The organism is Brevibacterium sp. R8603A2 (genome assembly GCF_023072605.1).
Classification (GTDB): domain Bacteria; phylum Actinomycetota; class Actinomycetes; order Actinomycetales; family Brevibacteriaceae; genus Brevibacterium; species Brevibacterium pityocampae.
The window spans coordinates 31028-47777 of sequence record NZ_JALLGN010000008.1 but is presented as its reverse complement, the minus strand read 5'-3'; the positions used below and the strand labels follow the sequence as shown (position 1 = coordinate 47777).

Annotated in this window: 16 protein-coding genes; 8 read left to right on the top strand and 8 right to left on the bottom strand. The window is 70.2% G+C overall.

The genetic code is table 11. The annotated features are described in order from the left end of the window. Positions 1-79: 79 nt before the first annotated feature. Complete coding sequence (gene aceA, locus MTQ12_RS09470) at positions 80-1360, bottom strand: isocitrate lyase (RefSeq protein ID WP_137318349.1); 1281 nt, start codon at positions 1358-1360, stop codon at positions 80-82. Between the two features lie 239 nt (positions 1361-1599). On the opposite strand from aceA, the gene MTQ12_RS09465 reads away from it, so the two are divergent. From MTQ12_RS09465 to MTQ12_RS09445, 5 genes are all read left to right on the top strand, one after another. After that, a complete protein-coding gene (locus MTQ12_RS09465; RefSeq protein WP_137318350.1) occupies positions 1600-3141 on the top strand; it encodes an XRE family transcriptional regulator in 1542 nt (513 codons plus the stop codon). Next, positions 3030-3521 (top strand): SDR family NAD(P)-dependent oxidoreductase, encoded by a 492-nt coding sequence (locus tag MTQ12_RS09460; RefSeq protein ID WP_282599295.1) that lies wholly within the window; start codon positions 3030-3032, stop codon positions 3519-3521. Before MTQ12_RS09465 ends, MTQ12_RS09460 begins: the two co-directional genes overlap by 112 nt. Next, positions 3448-3990 carry a hypothetical protein gene (locus MTQ12_RS09455; protein ID WP_247618396.1) on the top strand — a complete coding sequence of 181 codons (543 nt, stop codon included), beginning with the start codon at positions 3448-3450 and terminating at the stop codon, positions 3988-3990. Before MTQ12_RS09460 ends, MTQ12_RS09455 begins: the two co-directional genes overlap by 74 nt. After that, the gene (locus MTQ12_RS09450) at positions 3990-4286 is read left to right on the top strand and encodes a hypothetical protein (RefSeq protein ID WP_247618395.1); all 297 of its coding nucleotides are present in this window, start codon (positions 3990-3992) and stop codon (positions 4284-4286) included. Before MTQ12_RS09455 ends, MTQ12_RS09450 begins: the two co-directional genes overlap by 1 nt. Before the next feature lie 187 nt (positions 4287-4473). Next, positions 4474-5058 (top strand): hypothetical protein, encoded by a 585-nt coding sequence (locus tag MTQ12_RS09445; protein ID WP_137318354.1) that lies wholly within the window; start codon positions 4474-4476, stop codon positions 5056-5058. Between the two features lie 222 nt (positions 5059-5280). On the opposite strand, the gene MTQ12_RS09440 is transcribed toward MTQ12_RS09445, so the two are convergent. From MTQ12_RS09440 to lhgO, 3 genes are all read right to left on the bottom strand, one after another. Then, positions 5281-5961, bottom strand: coding sequence for an isochorismatase family protein (locus MTQ12_RS09440; protein WP_282599285.1), 681 nt, complete (start codon positions 5959-5961; stop codon positions 5281-5283). Next, positions 5958-7430 (bottom strand): cytosine permease, encoded by a 1473-nt coding sequence (locus MTQ12_RS09435; protein ID WP_247618500.1) that lies wholly within the window; start codon positions 7428-7430, stop codon positions 5958-5960. The genes MTQ12_RS09440 and MTQ12_RS09435 overlap by 4 nt, the downstream gene beginning before the upstream one ends. Positions 7431-7540: 110 nt before the next feature. Next, positions 7541-8782 (bottom strand): L-2-hydroxyglutarate oxidase, encoded by a 1242-nt coding sequence (lhgO, locus tag MTQ12_RS09430; protein WP_247618394.1) that lies wholly within the window; start codon positions 8780-8782, stop codon positions 7541-7543. A 119-nt stretch (positions 8783-8901) separates the two neighbouring features. Between lhgO and MTQ12_RS09425 the strand changes: the two genes are divergently transcribed. Continuing rightward, positions 8902-10257 carry a site-specific DNA-methyltransferase gene (locus MTQ12_RS09425; protein WP_247618393.1) on the top strand — a complete coding sequence of 452 codons (1356 nt, stop codon included), beginning with the start codon at positions 8902-8904 and terminating at the stop codon, positions 10255-10257. A gap of 132 nt (positions 10258-10389) precedes the next feature. Here MTQ12_RS09425 and MTQ12_RS09420 read toward each other — a convergent pair whose 3' ends face one another. The 4 genes from MTQ12_RS09420 to MTQ12_RS09405 all read right to left on the bottom strand — a co-directional run bounded on the left by MTQ12_RS09420 (position 10390) and on the right by MTQ12_RS09405 (position 14288). Continuing rightward, positions 10390-11691 (bottom strand): DUF2079 domain-containing protein, encoded by a 1302-nt coding sequence (locus MTQ12_RS09420; protein WP_247618392.1) that lies wholly within the window; start codon positions 11689-11691, stop codon positions 10390-10392. Positions 11692-11699: 8 nt separating this feature from the next. Beyond that, the gene (locus tag MTQ12_RS09415; RefSeq protein ID WP_247618391.1) at positions 11700-12020 is read right to left on the bottom strand and encodes a hypothetical protein; all 321 of its coding nucleotides are present in this window, start codon (positions 12018-12020) and stop codon (positions 11700-11702) included. 114 nt (positions 12021-12134) lie between these two features. Beyond that, positions 12135-12854 carry a TrkA family potassium uptake protein gene (locus MTQ12_RS09410; protein WP_137318358.1) on the bottom strand — a complete coding sequence of 240 codons (720 nt, stop codon included), beginning with the start codon at positions 12852-12854 and terminating at the stop codon, positions 12135-12137. A 96-nt stretch (positions 12855-12950) separates the two neighbouring features. Continuing rightward, positions 12951-14288: a potassium transporter TrkG gene (locus tag MTQ12_RS09405; RefSeq protein WP_247618390.1), complete on the bottom strand. Its 1338-nt coding sequence runs from the start codon at positions 14286-14288 to the stop codon at positions 12951-12953. Positions 14289-14487: 199 nt separating this feature from the next. On the opposite strand from MTQ12_RS09405, the gene MTQ12_RS09400 reads away from it, so the two are divergent. Then, the gene (locus MTQ12_RS09400; RefSeq protein WP_348983869.1) at positions 14488-15942 is read left to right on the top strand and encodes an APC family permease; all 1455 of its coding nucleotides are present in this window, start codon (positions 14488-14490) and stop codon (positions 15940-15942) included. Next, positions 15939-16733, top strand: a complete 795-nt coding sequence (locus MTQ12_RS09395) for a nitroreductase (protein ID WP_247618389.1) — start codon at positions 15939-15941, stop codon at positions 16731-16733. The genes MTQ12_RS09400 and MTQ12_RS09395 overlap by 4 nt, the downstream gene beginning before the upstream one ends. Positions 16734-16750: the final 17 nt, after the last annotated feature.

Here is a 16750-nt window from a genome sequence, read left to right as displayed (position 1 = left end):
TGGCCAACCGGGGCCGGGGGCTAAACCCCTGAAAAGCCCTCGGCCCCGGATGGCACGCTATGGGTGAGGCCCCGGTCGCTCAGAACTGGGCGGCCTCGGTCGAGTCGGCGAGCGCGGTGGTCGACGACTCCGGGTTGATCGCGGTCGACACGAGATCGAAGTACCCGGTGCCGGCCTCGCGCTGGTGCTTGGTCGCGGTGTAGCCGCGGTCCTCGGCACCGAACTCGCGCTCCTGCAGCTCGACGTAGGCCTTCATCTGCTCGCGGGCGTAGCCGTGGGCGAGGTCGAACATCGAGTAGTTGAGCGCGTGGAATCCGGCCAGGGTGATGAACTGGAACTTGTAGCCCATCGCCCCGAGCTCGCGCTGGAACTTCGCGATCGTCGAGTCGTCGAGGTGCTTCTTCCAGTTGAACGACGGCGAGCAGTTGTAGCTCAGCAGCTGGTCCGGGTACTCCGACTTGATGGCTTCGGCGAAGCGCTTGGCGACCTCGAGGTCCGGGGTGGAGGTCTCCATCCACAGCAGATCGGAGTACGGGGCGAAGGCCAGACCGCGGTCGATGCAGGGCTCGATGCCGTTGGTGATCTTGTAGTAGCCCTCGGCGGTGCGCTCACCGGTGACGTACTTCTGATCGCGCTCGTCGATGTCGGAGGTCATGAGGGTCGCAGCCTCGGCGTCGGTACGGGCGATGACGAGGGTCGGGACGTTCTCGACGTCGGCGGCCAGACGGGCCGCGCTCAGGGTGCGGATGTGCTGGGCGGTGGGCACGAGGACCTTGCCGCCGAGGTGGCCGCACTTCTTCTCGGAGCCGAGCTGGTCCTCGAAGTGGACGCCCGCCGCGCCGGCGTTGATCATGCCGCGCATGAGCTCGTAGACGTTGAGGACGCCGCCGAAGCCGGCCTCGGCGTCGGCCACGATCGGGGCCAGCCAGTTCTCGATCTGCTTCTGGCCCTCGGACATCTCGATCTGGTCGGCGCGCATGAGGGCGTTGTTGATGCGGCGGACGACGGCCGGCACGGAGTTCGCGGGGTAGATCGACTGGTCCGGGTAGGTCTGCGAGGCGAGGTTGGCGTCGGCGGCGACCTGCCAGCCGGAGAGGTAGATCGCCTTGAGGCCGGCCTTGACCTGCTGCACGGCCTGGTTGCCGGTGAGCGCGCCGAGCGCGTTGACGAAGTCCTCGGTGTGGATGAGGTTCCACAGGGTCTCCGCGCCGTGGCGGGCGAGCGTGTGCTCCTCGATGAGCGAGCCGCGCAGCTTGACGACGTCCTCGGCGCTGTAGTCGCGGGTGATGCCGGCCCAGCGGGGGTTGGTGTCCCAGTCCTGCTGGATGGCTGCGGCGTTGTGCAGATCGTTCTGCGTCATGAAGATCACTCCTGAGTCAAGGGTTTGGCGTTGCTGTGCGGGTCGTGCGGTGGTGCTGGTCAAGCCGCCTCCGTCCCGATCCGATCGAATCGTTCCGGTTCTTTGGTGGTGTTCACCAGTCTGGGCGGATCTGCGAGGCGTGCACAGAGGTTTCTCGTTAGAAATCTGGCGATATTTCCGCTGTATAGAATTCAGCGGGTTCTGTGGCGGGAAATCGCACAGGATGGGACACTGGAGGCATGGCCACCGGATCCCGCACCCCTGCTCGCACCGCCGCGAGCACCCCCGTCCACGCCTCGGAGCACCCGGCTCAGCGCACCTCGGAGCGGCTCACCGAGCGCCGCACCGCGGACGAGGCACCCGTCACCGATGCGCTGAGCATCGGTCGCAAGGTGCGCCACTTCCGCACGCGGTGCGATCTCACCCTGGGGCAGCTCGGCGAGGCGGTGGGCCGGGCGGCCTCCCAGATCTCCTCGATCGAGAACGGCAAGCGCGAGCCCTCGCTCACCATACTCTCCGCCCTCGCCGAGGCGCTCGGCACCTCGACCGAGGAGCTGCTCGACCCGCACCCGCTCGACGCCCGGCAGGCGCTCGAGCTCGAGGCGGAGCGCGCACAGAATTCCCCGCTCTATTCCTCGCTCGATCTCCCGCAGGTGCGGGTGAAGTCGCTGCCGCAGGACGCGCTCGAGGCGATCGTCGGCCTCCAGCGGCAGCTGAGGCAGGTCGTGCGCAACCGCGCCGCGACCCCGGAGGAGGCCAGGCGGGCCAACAAGCGCCTGCGCGAGACCATGCGTGCGCGCAACAACCACTTCGCCGAGCTCGAGGCGCAGGCCGCCGAGGTGCTCGAAGCGATCGGTTACGAGGACGGCCCGCTGAGCCAGCGGCAGGCCGCGCGGATCGCCGAGCGGCTGGGGTTCTCGCTCCACTACGTATCCGATCTGCCGAAGTCCACCCGCTCGGTCTCCGACACCCGCAACCGGCGCCTCTACCTGTCGAACGAGGACGCCTCCGGCCACGACCCCCGCTCGCACTTGCTCACCGCGCTGGCGGCGCACCTGCTCGGGCACACGCCGCCCTCGGACTACGGCGAGTTCCTGTCCCAGCGCGTCGAGGCGAACTATCTGGCCGCCGCGCTGCTCCTGCCGGAGAAGGCCGCGGTGCCGTTCCTGGCGGAGGCGAAGAAGGACCGCCGGATCTCCATCGAGGAGCTGCGCGATTTCTTCGGAGTGAGCTACGAGACCGCCGCCCACCGGTTCACCAATCTCGCGACCGAGCATTTCGGGCTGCCCGTGCACTTCATGAAGGTCCACATCTCCGGCACGGTGCACAAAGCGTACTCGAACGACGGCCTGCCGTTCCCCACCGATCCGCTCGGCGCGATCGAGGGCCAGTACGCGTGCAAGCGCTTCACCTCGCGCACGGTCTACCGGGTGTCCGACCGGTTCAGCCCCTACTTCCAGTACACCGACACCCCCTCCGGCACGTTCTGGTGCACGGCCCGCGTGCTGCCCGGCGCCGGCGACTTCTCGGTGAGCGTCGGCGTGCCGTTCGCGCACGTCAAGTGGTTCGATGGCCGGGAGACGGCCAAGCGCTCCGAGTCGCGCTGCCCGGACCCCACGTGCTGCCGGCGGGCGCCGGAGCAGCTCGAGGACAAGTGGGCCGAGACCTCCTGGCCGGCCGCCCGCACCCACGCCTCGCTGCTCGCCGCGGTGCCGCCCGGCGTGTTCCCCGGCGTCGACACGACCGAGGTGTACCAGTTCCTCGAACGGCACTCGGGGTAGGGATCCATCTCGACGCGGCCGGCCCGGCGCTCGCCGTCCCCTGCGATGTGAGTCGCCCGGAGGACCTCAGCACGCTCGTCGACACCGCGGTCGAGCAGTTCGGCGGGATCGACCTGCTCGTCAACAACGCCGGGGTGTCGCGGCGGAACTCCGTCGCCCAGGAGGACGAGGAGTTCGAGCGGGTGTGGCAGGAGGTCCTCGACATCAACCTCAGCTCTGCAGGGGATCCACGTCGCAGCACCGGTGGTGAAGTCCGCTCTTCTCCCGGTCGATCTTCCACAAGAAAAGGCCTTCATCCTGCGGCGAGTGAGGATCGATTCGACGGATCGATCCGTCGAATACCCCGTCAAGCCGTGGTCGGCGCACGACGAGTCGACTGACAGCATCCGGTCATGGGTCGACGGCGACGACGGTCTCGCCCCTCTGCAACCCACCCTCGTCCTGCGTTCAGAAGGAGGGACCGTCAGCAGTGCCCGGGTCGATCATGCTCTCGACACCGAGCAGCTCGAACACTTCACTCGAGCAGCGGAGGACGAGGATTCCCCGTGGTGGGTCATCGAGGATCCCAACACGAGAACCGGTCTGCTCGTCTCCCGGGAGCACCATCTCGTCACCGTCGAGACCGACGATGACGGCGCCACGGTGCACATCCATGTCGAACCCCGCCGAGCGAAAGCCGAACGCGACAAGCAGCGGGATCGCTTCGCCCGCCGGTGGGGCCCGTGGCTCGACCCGGACGCAGCACTCGGCCCCGATCAGATCCGGCGTGGCATCGCTCGCGCCGAGGAGATGGTGCTCGAACTCCTTGCCGAGGAGACGACCGACGACAGTGAGGACAGCGACGCATGATGAGCACGAAGATCACGCTCGACCACGGCGACATCGACATCGACCTCCCGGCCGAGGGGCAGCGGCCGCGCGGCTGCGACTGGAACGAGTCGGTCTGCACCGACACCCCGACCCACACGATCGTCGTCCCGGACCATGACGAGGATGCCTCCGGGCCGCACGCCTCCACCTACTGCGCTCGGCATTATGCGGTCTCGCTCGCCGAGCTCCTCACGCTGCACGTGCAGCAGTGCTCCGGCGGCGTGCGCGAACACCTGTCAGCCTACGGCGAGATCAGCGCACCTCGGTGGCTGTGACCGGCGGGCTGCGGACCCGCGGTCCCGAGCCGCCGCCCAGCCCCCACCCGCGCACGATGTGTCGAGGCCGGAACACGAATGGCCGGAAGGCCACTGCCGTCGCAACAGGTGCCACACGCACCGTTCATAGGTTGGGATCAAGAGGTTCGCCGCAGGAGCGGGAACCGCGATCCCCAGGAGAGACACCATGCGACGAGCACTCATCACCAAGTCCGCGACGGTCGTCGCCGGGCTCGCCACTGCCCTCACCCTGTCCGCCTGCAGCTTCGAGTTCTCCGTCGGCCCCGGCAGCGAAGGCAACGACGAGGAGCAGACGGAGGAGACCACCGAGCGCGACCGCAACGGCGACGAGGGGACCGGCGCCGAGGACACGAACGGCGGCGGCTCTCGCGACGACTCGGGCACCGAGGAGCGCGACATCCCCGACCAGGACCCCACCGAGGACACCGGCACCGGTTCCGGCAGCGACTCCGGTTCGGGCAGCGGCAGGTCGTCCGAGGACGAGTACACCTCCGGTTCCGGCGACGGCTCCGACGTCACGATCCCGGGCAGCGAGCTCGCGGTATCGGTCAAGGAGGCCGCGGAGGAGGAGTCCGGCGTCACCGGCATCGACGTCACCTGCCGCGACCTCAACGCCTACGCCGTCGGCGCCTCGACCACCTGCGACATGGAGATGCCGAACGGGGACAAGTACTTCCCGCTCGTCAAGGTCACCTCGATCTCCGGCGGGAACGTCGAGTACAAGCTCGAGTTCCCCGGCGTCCACTTCTGATCCGAGCCACTTCTGAACCGAGCCGCAGCTCCGCGGCACCGCAACTCCGGAGCACCGTGAACTGTGGGGCGAACGAGTGGGAGCAGGGCCATCAACGGCCCCGCACTCCCCCGTTCGCCCCACCGTCGCGTGCGCAGGCAGCGCGGGCAGGCCGTGCCCGAGGTGCCGCGCACCCGGGAACCCACCCGGTCCGAGGCACCCTGCGGCTCGGCGCACGCCGGCTCAGCCGGCGATCATCTCCCGCACGTCGGCCGCGCTCACGAGCTCGATCTGCGGGGCGTAGAGGCCCATGACATGGAGCGCCGCCCGGCCGTTCTCCGCGCTCGAAGCCGCGCACGCATCGGTGACGATGCTCACCTGCATACCGGCGTCGGCGGCGGCGAGCGCGGTGGAGATCACGCAGCAGTCCGTCGACACCCCGGTGAGCACGAGGTGCGCATCCGCTCCCGCCCGTGCCGCGAGCTCCGCGCCCCATTTGCCGAAGGTCGGCGCGTCGACCGGCGGCCGCGCGGACAGCTCCGCGGCCCCGTCGACGAGGGCGTACAGCGGGTCCGCGGCACTGACATCGGCGAACGGCCACTGCCGGAAGTAGTCGCCCCAGGCCGTCGACCGGTCCGCGGTCGGCAGCCAGCGGGTCACGCTCACCCGGCCCTCGAACAGCGGCGCGATCTCCCGGATCCGCGCGAACGCCTTAGCGAAATCCGGCGATGACCAGTCCGAGCCCGGGTCGGCGAAGATCGCCTGCGGGTCGATGACGACGAGGTGGAGCACCCGGGTGCGGCCGGCCCGGAACGCAGGCTGCCCCTCGGCCCGCCCCTCGACCCCGGCAGCCGCCGGATCCGAGGAGCCCGCCGGCTCCGCGGCACCCACCGCTCCCGAGGCACCCACCGGTTCCGCCGTCATCCCCGGCCCCCGTCGAGCGGGCCGGGCGCGTGCTCGAGCCCCGCCACGGCGAGCTCGGCTGCCGCTGCCTCCTGCCGGCGGATCGTCCGGCGGCGCAGCAGCAGGGTGACGAGGAACGACAGCACGAGGGCGAGGAGCACCCCGAGGTTCGCGTACGCCCAGGTGCCCTCCTTCCCGCCGAGCGGGCCGAGCAGGTACCCCTGCCAGTTGTTCCAGGCCGCCTCGGCGGCGAACTGGTTGATGACGAGGCCCCAGCCGAGCACGGAGGCCACGGCCATCGTCACCAGGCTCGTCCAGTCGAACGCCCCGTAGACGCCACGGGCGTCGAACAGCGAGGGCTCGTGGTAGTCGGCGCGGCGGGTGAGGATGTCGGCGATGAGGATGCCGGCCCATGCAGCGAGCGGCACGCCGAGCGTGATGAGGAAGCTCTGGAACGGCCCCAGGAAGTCCTGTGCGAAGAACACCACCCAGATCGTGCCGATCGTGAGGATGAGCCCGTCGATGCCGGTCGCGACCGGGCGCGGGATCCGGATCCCCAGGCTGAGCAGGGTGAGGCCGGAGGAGTAGATGCCGAGCACCGCGCCGGACACGAGCGCGAGCAGCGCGGTGATCCAGAACGGGATGAGCGCCCACACCGGCAGCAGGGTGGCGAGCGCGCCCACCGGGTCGACGGCGACGGCGTCCATGAGGGCGGGGTCGGAGCCGGCGAGCAGCAGGCCGACGGTGACGAGGATGACCGGCGCGGCCGAGCCGCCGATCGTGTTCCACACGACGATCGAGGAGTCCGAGGCGGAGCGCCTCTGGTAGCGCGACCAGTCGGCGGCGATGTTGATCCAGCCGAGGCCGAACCCGGTCATCACCATGACGAGCGCCCCGATCATCTGCTGCGGGCTGCCGTGCGGGAGCGCCATCACGGCGGCGAAGTCGATGTGCGGGATGACGAGGACGACGTAGAGGACGGTGATCGCCCCGGTGAGCCAGGTGAGGATCGACTGGAGCCGCATGATCATGTGGTAGCCGAGCACCGAGGCGGTGACGATGACGCCGGCGACGACGAGCGCGGCGATCACCCGCACCCCGGTGCCGCTCGCCCAGCCGAGCGCCTCGAACACCGTGGCGGTGGCGAGGACGGCGGTGATCGCGAGGAAGGTCTCCCAGCCGATCGAGGTCAGCCAGGACACGATGCCCGGCACCTTCTGCCCGTGCACGCCGAAGGCCGCGCGGGAGAGCACCATCGTCGGGGCGCTGCCGCGCTTGCCGGCGATCGCGATGAGCCCGCACAGGAAGAACGAGACGACGACGCCGATCACCGTGACGACGGTCGCCTGGAGGAATGAGATCCCGAAGCCGAGCACCCACGAGCCGTAGCTCATGCCGAACACGGAGACGTTCGCGGCGAACCACGGCCAGAACAGGTCGGAGGGCTTCGCGGTGCGCTGGGCGTCGTCGACGATCTCGATGCCGGTCATCTCGACGAGCGGGGTTCGTTCCACGGCGGTTCCCGTCACTGGGCTGCAGGGTCGAGGCCCATCATCACGCCTTTATCACAGATACGCAATTAAGCGCATCCGGGCTCACCTCACCGCAGCGAGCCGAGCGCCTTGTCGACGATGTGCTCGGCGATCGCCATCGAGCTCGTCGCCCCCGGGGACGGCGCGTTGCGCACCTGGGTGAGTCGGCCGCGGGTGGTGATGACGAAGTCGTCGACGAGCGAGCCGTCGGCGTTCATCGCCTGCGCCCGCACGCCGCGCGGACCGGGCTTGACGGTCAGCGGGTCGAGGTCGGGGACGAAGCGCTGCGCCTCGGCGATGAACGCCTTGGGCGACACCGCGGTGCGGGCCTCGCGGGCGGCGGCCTTGACGTTGTCCTTGGCGAACTTCCAGAACCCCTTGTACCCCAGGGTGGAGCCGATGTCGCCGAGGTCGAACCCGCCCTTCGAGTACCCGCGCGTGTACTTCTCCCGCCCCATCGACAGGAAGGCGTTGGGGCCGAGCATGAGCGCGCCGTCGATCCGGCGGGTGAGGTGGACGCCGAGGAACGGGTACGCCGGATCCGGGACCGGGTAGATCAGGCCCTTGACCACGTCCGCGGCGGGCTGCTCGATGAGGAAGTAGTCGCCGGAGAACGGCACGATCCGCGGCTCCGCCTCGAGGCCCGAGGCGCGTGCCAGGCGGTCCGCCTGCAGGCCGGCGCAGGTGACGACGAGGTCGAAGGAGCCGGCGTCCTGGGTCATCTTCGACTCGACCCCGGGCATCGCGAGCGCGACCCGCACTTCGTTGCCCATGGTGTCGAGCCGGGCGACCTCGGAGTTGTACTCGATGCGTCCGCCGGCGGCGAGCACGTCGTTGCCGAACGCCTCGGTCAGGGCGACGAAGTCGATGATCGCGGTGTGCGGGGAGTGGAGGGCGAGGACGCCGCGGACGTTGGGCTCGATCTCGCGCATCTCGTGCCGGTCGAGGAGTGCGACGTGCGGCACGCCGTTGGCGCGCGCCCGCTCGTGGATCTTCTCGAGCCGGTCGACCTCGAGCGTGGTGTGGGCGACGACGAGCTTGCCGCACTCGTCGTAGGGGATGCCGTTGACGGCGGCGTACTGGACGAGCATCTCCACACCCCGCCGGCACAGCTGCGCCTTGAGGCTGCCCGGCTCGTAGTAGAGGCCGGCGTGCACGACGCCGGAGTTGTGGCCGGTCTGGTGGGCGGCCAGATGCGATTCCTTCTCGAAGACGGTGACGGTGGCCTCGGGTTCGCGGAGGGCGAGCTCGCGGGCGACGGCGGTGCCGATGATGCCTCCGCCGACGACGGCGATGCGTGAGATTGTCATGGTGCTATCTTGGCAGAACCGCCCACCCGCCGACAGGGCTCGGCCGCGTCCGAGGCGCGGGCCGGGACCCGAGACGCCCGCCCGGCCCGGTGGGCGCCGTCGACAGGAGAGGGGCCCGCATGGAGTCGCCGCTGACCCTGGACTGGCCCGGCAAGGCCGCCGCTGCCGCCCTCGCCGCCGAGGATCCCTCCGGCCCCGGCGGCACCGGACCGCTCCTCCCCGACGGACCGCTCCTCCCGCTCGACCGGCACCTCGCGATCGAGGGCGAGAACCTCGCCGCCCTCCGACTGCTCCGCCGCTCCCACGCCGCACAGGTCAAGGTCGTCTGCATCGACCCGCCGTACAACACCGGCAACGCCCTGCCTTACCGCGACACCTTCGGGGCGGCCGGGCACCGCGGCTGGCTGTCGATGATGCTCCCCCGCCTGCTGCTCACCCGCGCGCTCCTGCGCGCGGACGGCGTCGTGTTCGTCTCCATCGACGACCGGGAGAACGCGCACCTCCAGCTCCTCGGGCACGAGGTGTTCGGCGAGGAGAACTACCTGGGCTCCTTCATCCAGCAGCGGGCCAAGGGCGGCGGGAACGCGCGGTCGTTCGTGCGCGGCCACGATTTCGTCCTCGTCTGGGCGAAGGACGCCCGGGCAGTGGGCCCGTTCCTCACCGAGAAGCGCCCGCCGGCCCGCTACGAGACGATCGACGGCACCCGGTACCTCGTGGACGACGACTGGTTACGGGTGAGCTTCGGCAAGTACACCCGCGGTGCGGAGCGCCGGCTCATGTACGAGGACATCGCCGCCGTCCGTGGGGAGGCGAAGAAGGCCGAGGTCGACGCCGGGCTGGCCGCCGGGACCCTGCGGCTGCGCGCATGGGGCGAGCCGGACGAGCGGGGTGTGCGCAAGCACGCGGTGCTCCGGCTGACCCCGGCTGACCGCGCGAGCTCGAAGATGTACTCGATCATCAAGGCGCTCAACGAGGGCGGGCGGGCCGATCTCGAGGCGCTCGGGCTCGGCGGGCTGTTCGGCTATCCGAAGCCGCTCGAGCTCATCCGCACGCTCGTGCGCTCGCAGACGATGTTCGACCGCGAGGCGATCGTCCTCGACTTCTTCGCCGGCTCCGGCACCACCGGACAGGCGGTGCTCGAGCTCAACGCCGCCGACGGCGGTTCGCGTCGATTCGTCCTCGTGCAGCAGCCCGAGGCGCTGCGGCCCGTGGCCGGGGCCCGCACCGGGGCCGAGGCGGGGGCCTCCGGGGCACGGTCCGTCGTCGGTGCCGCGGCAGGCACGGGCCCGGGCAGGGAGCCCGCCGCTGGGGCAGGGGACGCCGCGGGCCCGGTCAGGGAGCCCGCCGAGCCGCTCACGACGATCAGCGCCCTCATGCGCGAGCGTCTGCGCCGGGCGGGGGCGGCACTGCTCGAGCAGTCCCCGGGCCTCGACGTCGATTTCCTCGACATCCGCCTGCCCGATCCGCCCGACTGAGGCGCTGCCGCGCCGTCCTACTGCGCGGTATCCGATTCCAGCCGCAAAATTGCGCGCTCGGTTCCGGATACCGCGCGGTCGGACCGACCCGACTGCACCTCCGCCCGCCGCCGCCGATCGCCTCCGCCGCAACTACCCGGCGTTCGTCACCACCTGGTAGCCGCCGCTCTCGTGGACGAGGGTCCAGTCGCCGCCGTAGCGCTCCTCGGCCCAGGCCTCGATCGAGCCCTCGTGGTCGTCGGGCCGCAGTGCGATCGCCTCGGGCACGAACTCCTCGGAGCTGCCGTACCAGTAGACGTCGGTGTGCGGGGCGAGGTAGGCGAGCAGCCGGACGTCGGTGACCACGGAGTCGTACTCGACGGCGGCCTCGAGAGCGCCGCTGCCGTCGACGCGGTACCGGTCCGCCTCCCACAGCAGGTGGATGCTCGTCTGGCTCAGCAGCGCGAAGGAGGCGACGGCCGCCACCGCCGGGGCGAGCGTCCGGTGCGGCCGGCCGGCCCCGTCGAGCAGGCTGATGGCGGCGATCGGGATGAGGACGGCGGAGTAGTGGAAGCTCGTGTCCCAGTAGCCCTCGACGTTGCCGAGGAACCGCCAGCCGAGCGTGGGGAGCATGAGGAGGATGAACGGCGAGCGCAGGCCGATCACCCCGGCGGCGAGCGCGAGGAACCCGACAGTGCCGATCTTCGTCGTGAGCCCCGCGGTGAGCGTCTCGGCCAGCGTGACATTGTCGGAGTAGTCGTAGCCGCCGCTGACGTTGAAGGCGGGGATGAAGATCAGCACCGCGTAGATCGTCCAGGCGATGCCCCAGCCGGCGAGGAACAGCCCGTACTTGAGGTCGGCGCGGCTGCGCAGCCACACGGCGAGGCCGAACACCGCGACCGTGAGCCCGAGGTCCTCCTTGACGAACACGAGCAGCGCGATCGCCACCGCCGCGCCGAGCTTCTGCCCGCGCATCCACCCGACGAGTCCGAATGCCAGCAGCGGGACGGCGAAGGCGATCTCGTGGAACTGCGCGGTGACGGCGTTGAGCAGACCCCATGAGCCGACGTAGGAGGCCGCGAGGAGCCAGGCGCCGCGGGGCGTGAGGCGCTCGACGGCGAGCGACACGACCGGCCACACCGAGGCCGCGAACAGCACGGCCTGCGCGAGCATGAGCGTGAGCCCGGAGGGGAAGAGCCAGAACAGCGGGGTGAGCAGGATGAGGATCGGGTGGAAGTGGTCGCCCCAGAGGTTGAATCCCGGTCCCTTGATGTCGACGACCGGCGCCTCGAGGGCGGCGTACCGGGTGAGGAGCTGGGTGAAGATCCCGAGGTCCCAGGACGGCGAGTAGAAGATCCGCCACATGATGATCGCCAGCGTCGCGTAGAGGACGAGCGCTGCGCACGAGGCGATCGCCGGGGCGTACCGGGTGAGGCCGGGGAGCTTCGGCGGCACGGGCGGTGTCAGTCCTGGAGGTCGACCGCGACGGCCGATGCCCCGGCGACGGCGGCGGTGACGGTGAGCACCGAGGGCCAGCCGCCGATCTTCTTGGCCAGCGGGTGCGAGAGCCCGAAGCCGAGCACGTAGGCGGCGCCGAGGGCCGCGGCCGTGGCCGGGCCGCGCTTGGCCAGCCAGGTCCGGCCGGCGTAGATCCCGGCGGCGGCGAGCACGGCTCCGCCGAGGGGCCGGATGCCGGATTCCCGCGCGGTGACATAGCCTCCGAGGAGGCCGAGCGCGACGATCGGGGCGGTCTGCACGTCGAGTGCGTCCTTGATGTCTGCCATGCTCCGGAGTCTAGCCGCGCGCACCGATCGCTCCTCGATCCGCCCCGGGCGGATCCGTCGTGGTCGCGCGCCCGGGCGGCCGTCGACGATCGGCGGTCGCGAGCAGCCCCGGGCTCAGTCCGAGGTCAGAGTGCTGAAGGATTCGAGTGCCCGCGGATGCCCTGCGACGAGGATCTCGTCCTCCGGGTAGACCACGGTCTCGGGTTCGACGAAGTGCCACCCGCCGCCGCGCTTGACGCCCACCACCGCCACGCCGTGGTGCCGCTCGAGGTGCTGAGGCCCCAGCGGACGGTCGACGATCGACCCCGGCGGGGAGATCCGCACCACGGCGAAGTCCTCGTCGATGGCCGCGAAATCGTGGAGCCGGGAGCTGATGAGGTGCGCGAGGCGACGGCCCATGTCGTTCTCGGGCCGGATGACGTGCTCGACCCCGAGCTGCCCGAGGATCTCGGCGTGCGGCTCGCCGATCGCCTTCGCCCAGATCGCAGGGACCCCGAGCTTGAGGAGGCGGGAGGTGGTGAGGATGCTCGCCTCGATGTCCGAGCCGATCCCCACGACGACCGCTGGCACCTCGGCGATCCCGAGCTGCCGCAGCGCCTGCTCATCGGTGGAATCAGCGGTCGCGACGAAGGCGAGGCGGTCACGGAGGTCGTCGACGACGTCGCGGCGGATGTCGATGCCGATGACCTCCGCGCCGAGTGCGGTGAGCTCGGTGGCCACCGCTGCACCGAATCTGCCGAGGCCGATCACTGCGATCGCCCCGGCGCCGGCGAGCCGGCCCGGGTCGCCGGTGAGGAATGCGGCCGGCTTCGCCAGCCATCTCGATGTGTTCACTGCGTCTCCTCCTGTGCTTCTGCGCTGGTCCGATGTGCCTGCGGCGCGGGGTGGTGCCGGGATCGATCGCGTCCGCGCCGCGCGGAAGACCCGGTCTCAGCCGATGAGCGGCCGCTCCTCGGGCAGTGCGTAGCTCGCGTGCCTGCGTCGCAGCGCGAGGGCCGAGGCGAGGGTCACCGGCCCGATCCGTCCGACCGCCATGAGGACGATGAGGACGACCTGCGAGAAGGCGGGCAGCTCCGCGGTGATGCCGGTCGACAGGCCCACGGTCGCGAATGCGGAGATCGCCTCGAACAGGATCCGATCGAGGCCCCACTGCGGCTCGTCGAGCATGATGAGCATCGTGGCGCCGAGGACGAGAGCGAGCGCGAGGACGATCACCGTCGACGCCTGCCGATGGACCGCGGTGTCGATCCGGCGCCCGAGGAGATTCACCGCGCGACCGCCGGTCACCTCGGACACGGTCATCGCTGCGAGCACGGCGACGGTGGTGACCTTGACGCCGCCTGCGGTCCCGGCCGGTCCGCCGCCGATGAACATGAGGATGTCGAGCCCGAACCAGCTCACCGGGTGCATCTGGGCGATGTCGATGGAATTGAACCCCGCGGTGCGGGCGATGGTCGACTGGAAGAAGGCGGCGAGGATCCGGCCGCCGGTCCCGTGGGCACCCAGGGTGCCGGGATTGCGCCATTCCTGCACCGCGATGAACACCGTCCCCGCCAGCAGGAGCAGAGGGGTGAGGACGACGACGATCCGCGTGGTGAGCGACCAGGAGAGCGGGAAGCGGTAGCGGCGGACGAGCTCGACGAGGACGGGGAACCCCATCCCGCCGATGATCACCGCGAGCGCGAGCGGCAGGATGACGAGGGGGTCGGTCGCGTACCGCACGACGCTGTCCGCGTGGAGGCCGAAACCGGCGTTGTTGAACGCGGAGATCGCGTGGAAGACCCCGAACAGGATGGCCTGCGCCCAGTCCATGTCGTAGCCGAACCGGAAGCGCGGCACCAGGATCGCGGCGGTCACCGCCTCGACCACGAGGGTTAACCCGATGATCCGCACGATCACCGGGCGGATCCCACCGAATCCGGACGAGCGCGTCTCGTGGGCCACCGCTCTCCGGAACCGCAGACCGGCGCGCCGCGCGACGAGCATGCCGAGCAGCATCGTGAAGACCATGATGCCGAGGCCGCCCACCTGGATGAGGCCGAGGATGACGAGCTGCCCGAACAGTGTGAAGTCCCCGCCCGTGTCGAGGACGACGAGCCCGGTCACGCTGAGCGCCGACGTCGCGGTGAAGAGTGCGGGGAGCACCCCGATCGACCCGTCGCCGACGGTGGCGAAGGGGAGCATGAGGAGTCCGGTGCCGGTGGCGAGCGCGGCCGAGAACCCGGCCAGGATCACGGCCACCGGGCGCAGAATGCGTACGCGGGGCACGGCTACACCGTAGCACCGCACGGACCCGGCTCCGGAACCGTTCGGATCACGATTCGACTGCGGTCGATGTCGTGCGCATCACGGGTCCCGCGATCTCCTATAGTGTGACCATCCTCACCGATCTGCTGAAGGGGCTGCTATGAGCACTCATCCGCCGACGCCCGATTCCAGCGGGGCCCGATCCACCTCCAGCGCGTCCGTGGACGAGCTCGGCCACGTCGATCGCGGTCACGGCTTCGTCCGGGTCCTCGGCAACGTCGATGCGCTCTTCATCGGCTTCGGCGCGATGATCGGCTTCGGCTGGATCACTCTCACCGGCGGCTGGCTCGAGAGCGCCGGCACCCTCGGCGCGCTCCTCGCCTTCGTCGTCGGCGGCATCATCATGGGCTTCGTCGGCGTCGTCTACTCCGAGCTCGTCGCCGCGATGCCCCACGCCGGCGGTGAGCACAACTACCTCATCCGCGGCATGGGCCCGCGTCTGTCGCTGCTCGGCTCGTGGGCGATCACCGGCGGGTACATCAGCGTGGTGATGTTCGAGGCGGTGGCGTTCCCGCGGACGATCGAATACCTCTTCCCGAACTTCCAGCAGATCCACCTGTGGACGATCGCCGACTTCGACGTGCACCTGACCTGGGCGCTCGCCGGGACGATCGGTTCGCTCATCGTCATGTGGATCAACATCCGGGGGGTCAAGGTCGCCGGTCTCGTCCAGACCTTCGTCGTGAGCTTCCTCGTCATCATGGCGTTCCTCCTGCTCGCAGGCGGAGTCGTCGGCGGCGAGCTGTCGAACACCCAGCCGCTGTTCAACGGCGGGGCGATCGGCTTCGTCGCGGTGCTCGGCGCGGTGCCGTTCCTCTTCGTCGGCTTCGACGTCATCCCGCAGTCGGCGGAGGAGATCAAGGTCCCGCCGAAGCAGATCGGCCGCCTCGTCGTCATGTCGGTGGTCATGGCGGTGGTGTTCTACCTCGTCATCATCTTCTCGACCTCGCTCGCGCTGCCCGCGTCCCAGCTCGCCTCCTTCGACCTCGTCACCGCGGATGCGCTCGCCGACCTCATGGGCCACCCGGTCTGGGGCGACGTCGTCATCGCCGGCGGTCTCGCCGGCATCATCACATCGTGGATCGCCTTCCTCATGGGCGCCTCGCGCCTCATGTGGGCGATGGCGAACTCCGGGATGATCCCGGCCTGGTTCGGCAAGCTCCACCCCAAGTACCGCACCCCGGTCAACGCCCTCCTGTTCATCGGCATCCTGTCGGCCTTCGCCCCGTTCGCCGGCACCGCGATGCTCGGCTGGGTCGTCGACTCCGGCTCGCCGATGATCGTCTTCGCCTACGGCCTCGTCGCGGTCGCGTTCGTCATCCTGCGCAAGAAGGAGCCGGGCATGGATCGCCCGCTGCGCGTGGGCGGCAAGGGCGGCGCCGGCATCGCCATCGGCATCATCGCCGCGGTGCTCTGCGCCATCCTGTTCATCATGTACATCCCGGAGCTCACCCCGATCTCGGTCACCCTCGCATGGCAGTCGTACCTGATGTTCGGGCTGTGGATGCTCGCCGGCGTCCTGCTGATGTTCCGCCTGCCCGGGGGCATCAAGCCCGGCCCCGACGCCGAGCACGAGCTCCTCACGCAGATCAACGAGAGGAAGCGCCGGAAGTGACGAGCACCGACTGCTCGACCGGCGGCGGCGCTTCGGCAGCCGCCCCGGCCGACGCCTCCTCCGCCGTGCCCGAGGCGCCCGCTCGCCCGGGCGCGGACGGCCGGGGCGGGTCCTTCCGCACCCTTCTCGCGGAGCGCTACAGCGTCCGCCACTTCACCGGGGAGCCGGTCACCGAGGAGCAGCTCACCGCCGTCCTCGAGACCGCGCAGCGCACCCCGTCGTGGTCGAACACCCAGGCCTGGCAGGTGCACGTGCTCACCGACGAGGTGCTCCGCGAGATCGGCCGGCGCCTGCGCGCCGAGGTGACGGCCCGGACCCAGCAGAAGACGGTCGTGTCCGACCTCGCGCTGCCCGGCCGGTTCACCGAGGAGCAGATGCACCGCAAGCGGGTGACCGGCTACGGGCGCTACGAGTCGCTCGGGATCGACCGGAAGGACATGGTGGGCCGGTTCGAGGCCTCGCTGGCGAACTTCGAGTTCTTCGGAGCGCCGGTCGGTCTCGTCATCACCTCGACCCGGGAGGTCGGCCCCTACGGCTGGGTGGACACCGGCGCCTACATCGGCACGCTCCAGTACGCGGCGTGGGAGGCGGGCCTGGGCGCGTGCGCGCTCGGCTCGATCGGCATGCACGCCGATCTCATCCACCGCTACCTGGGACTCGCCGATGACGTCGACGTCATCGCCGGGATGGCGCTCGGGCACCCAGATCACGCCGCTCCCGGCAACACCTACCGCACCGAACGGGCTCCCCTGTCCGAGGTCGTCCACCGCGTCGAGACCCTCAACGACTGAAATCCGCACGCGCATGG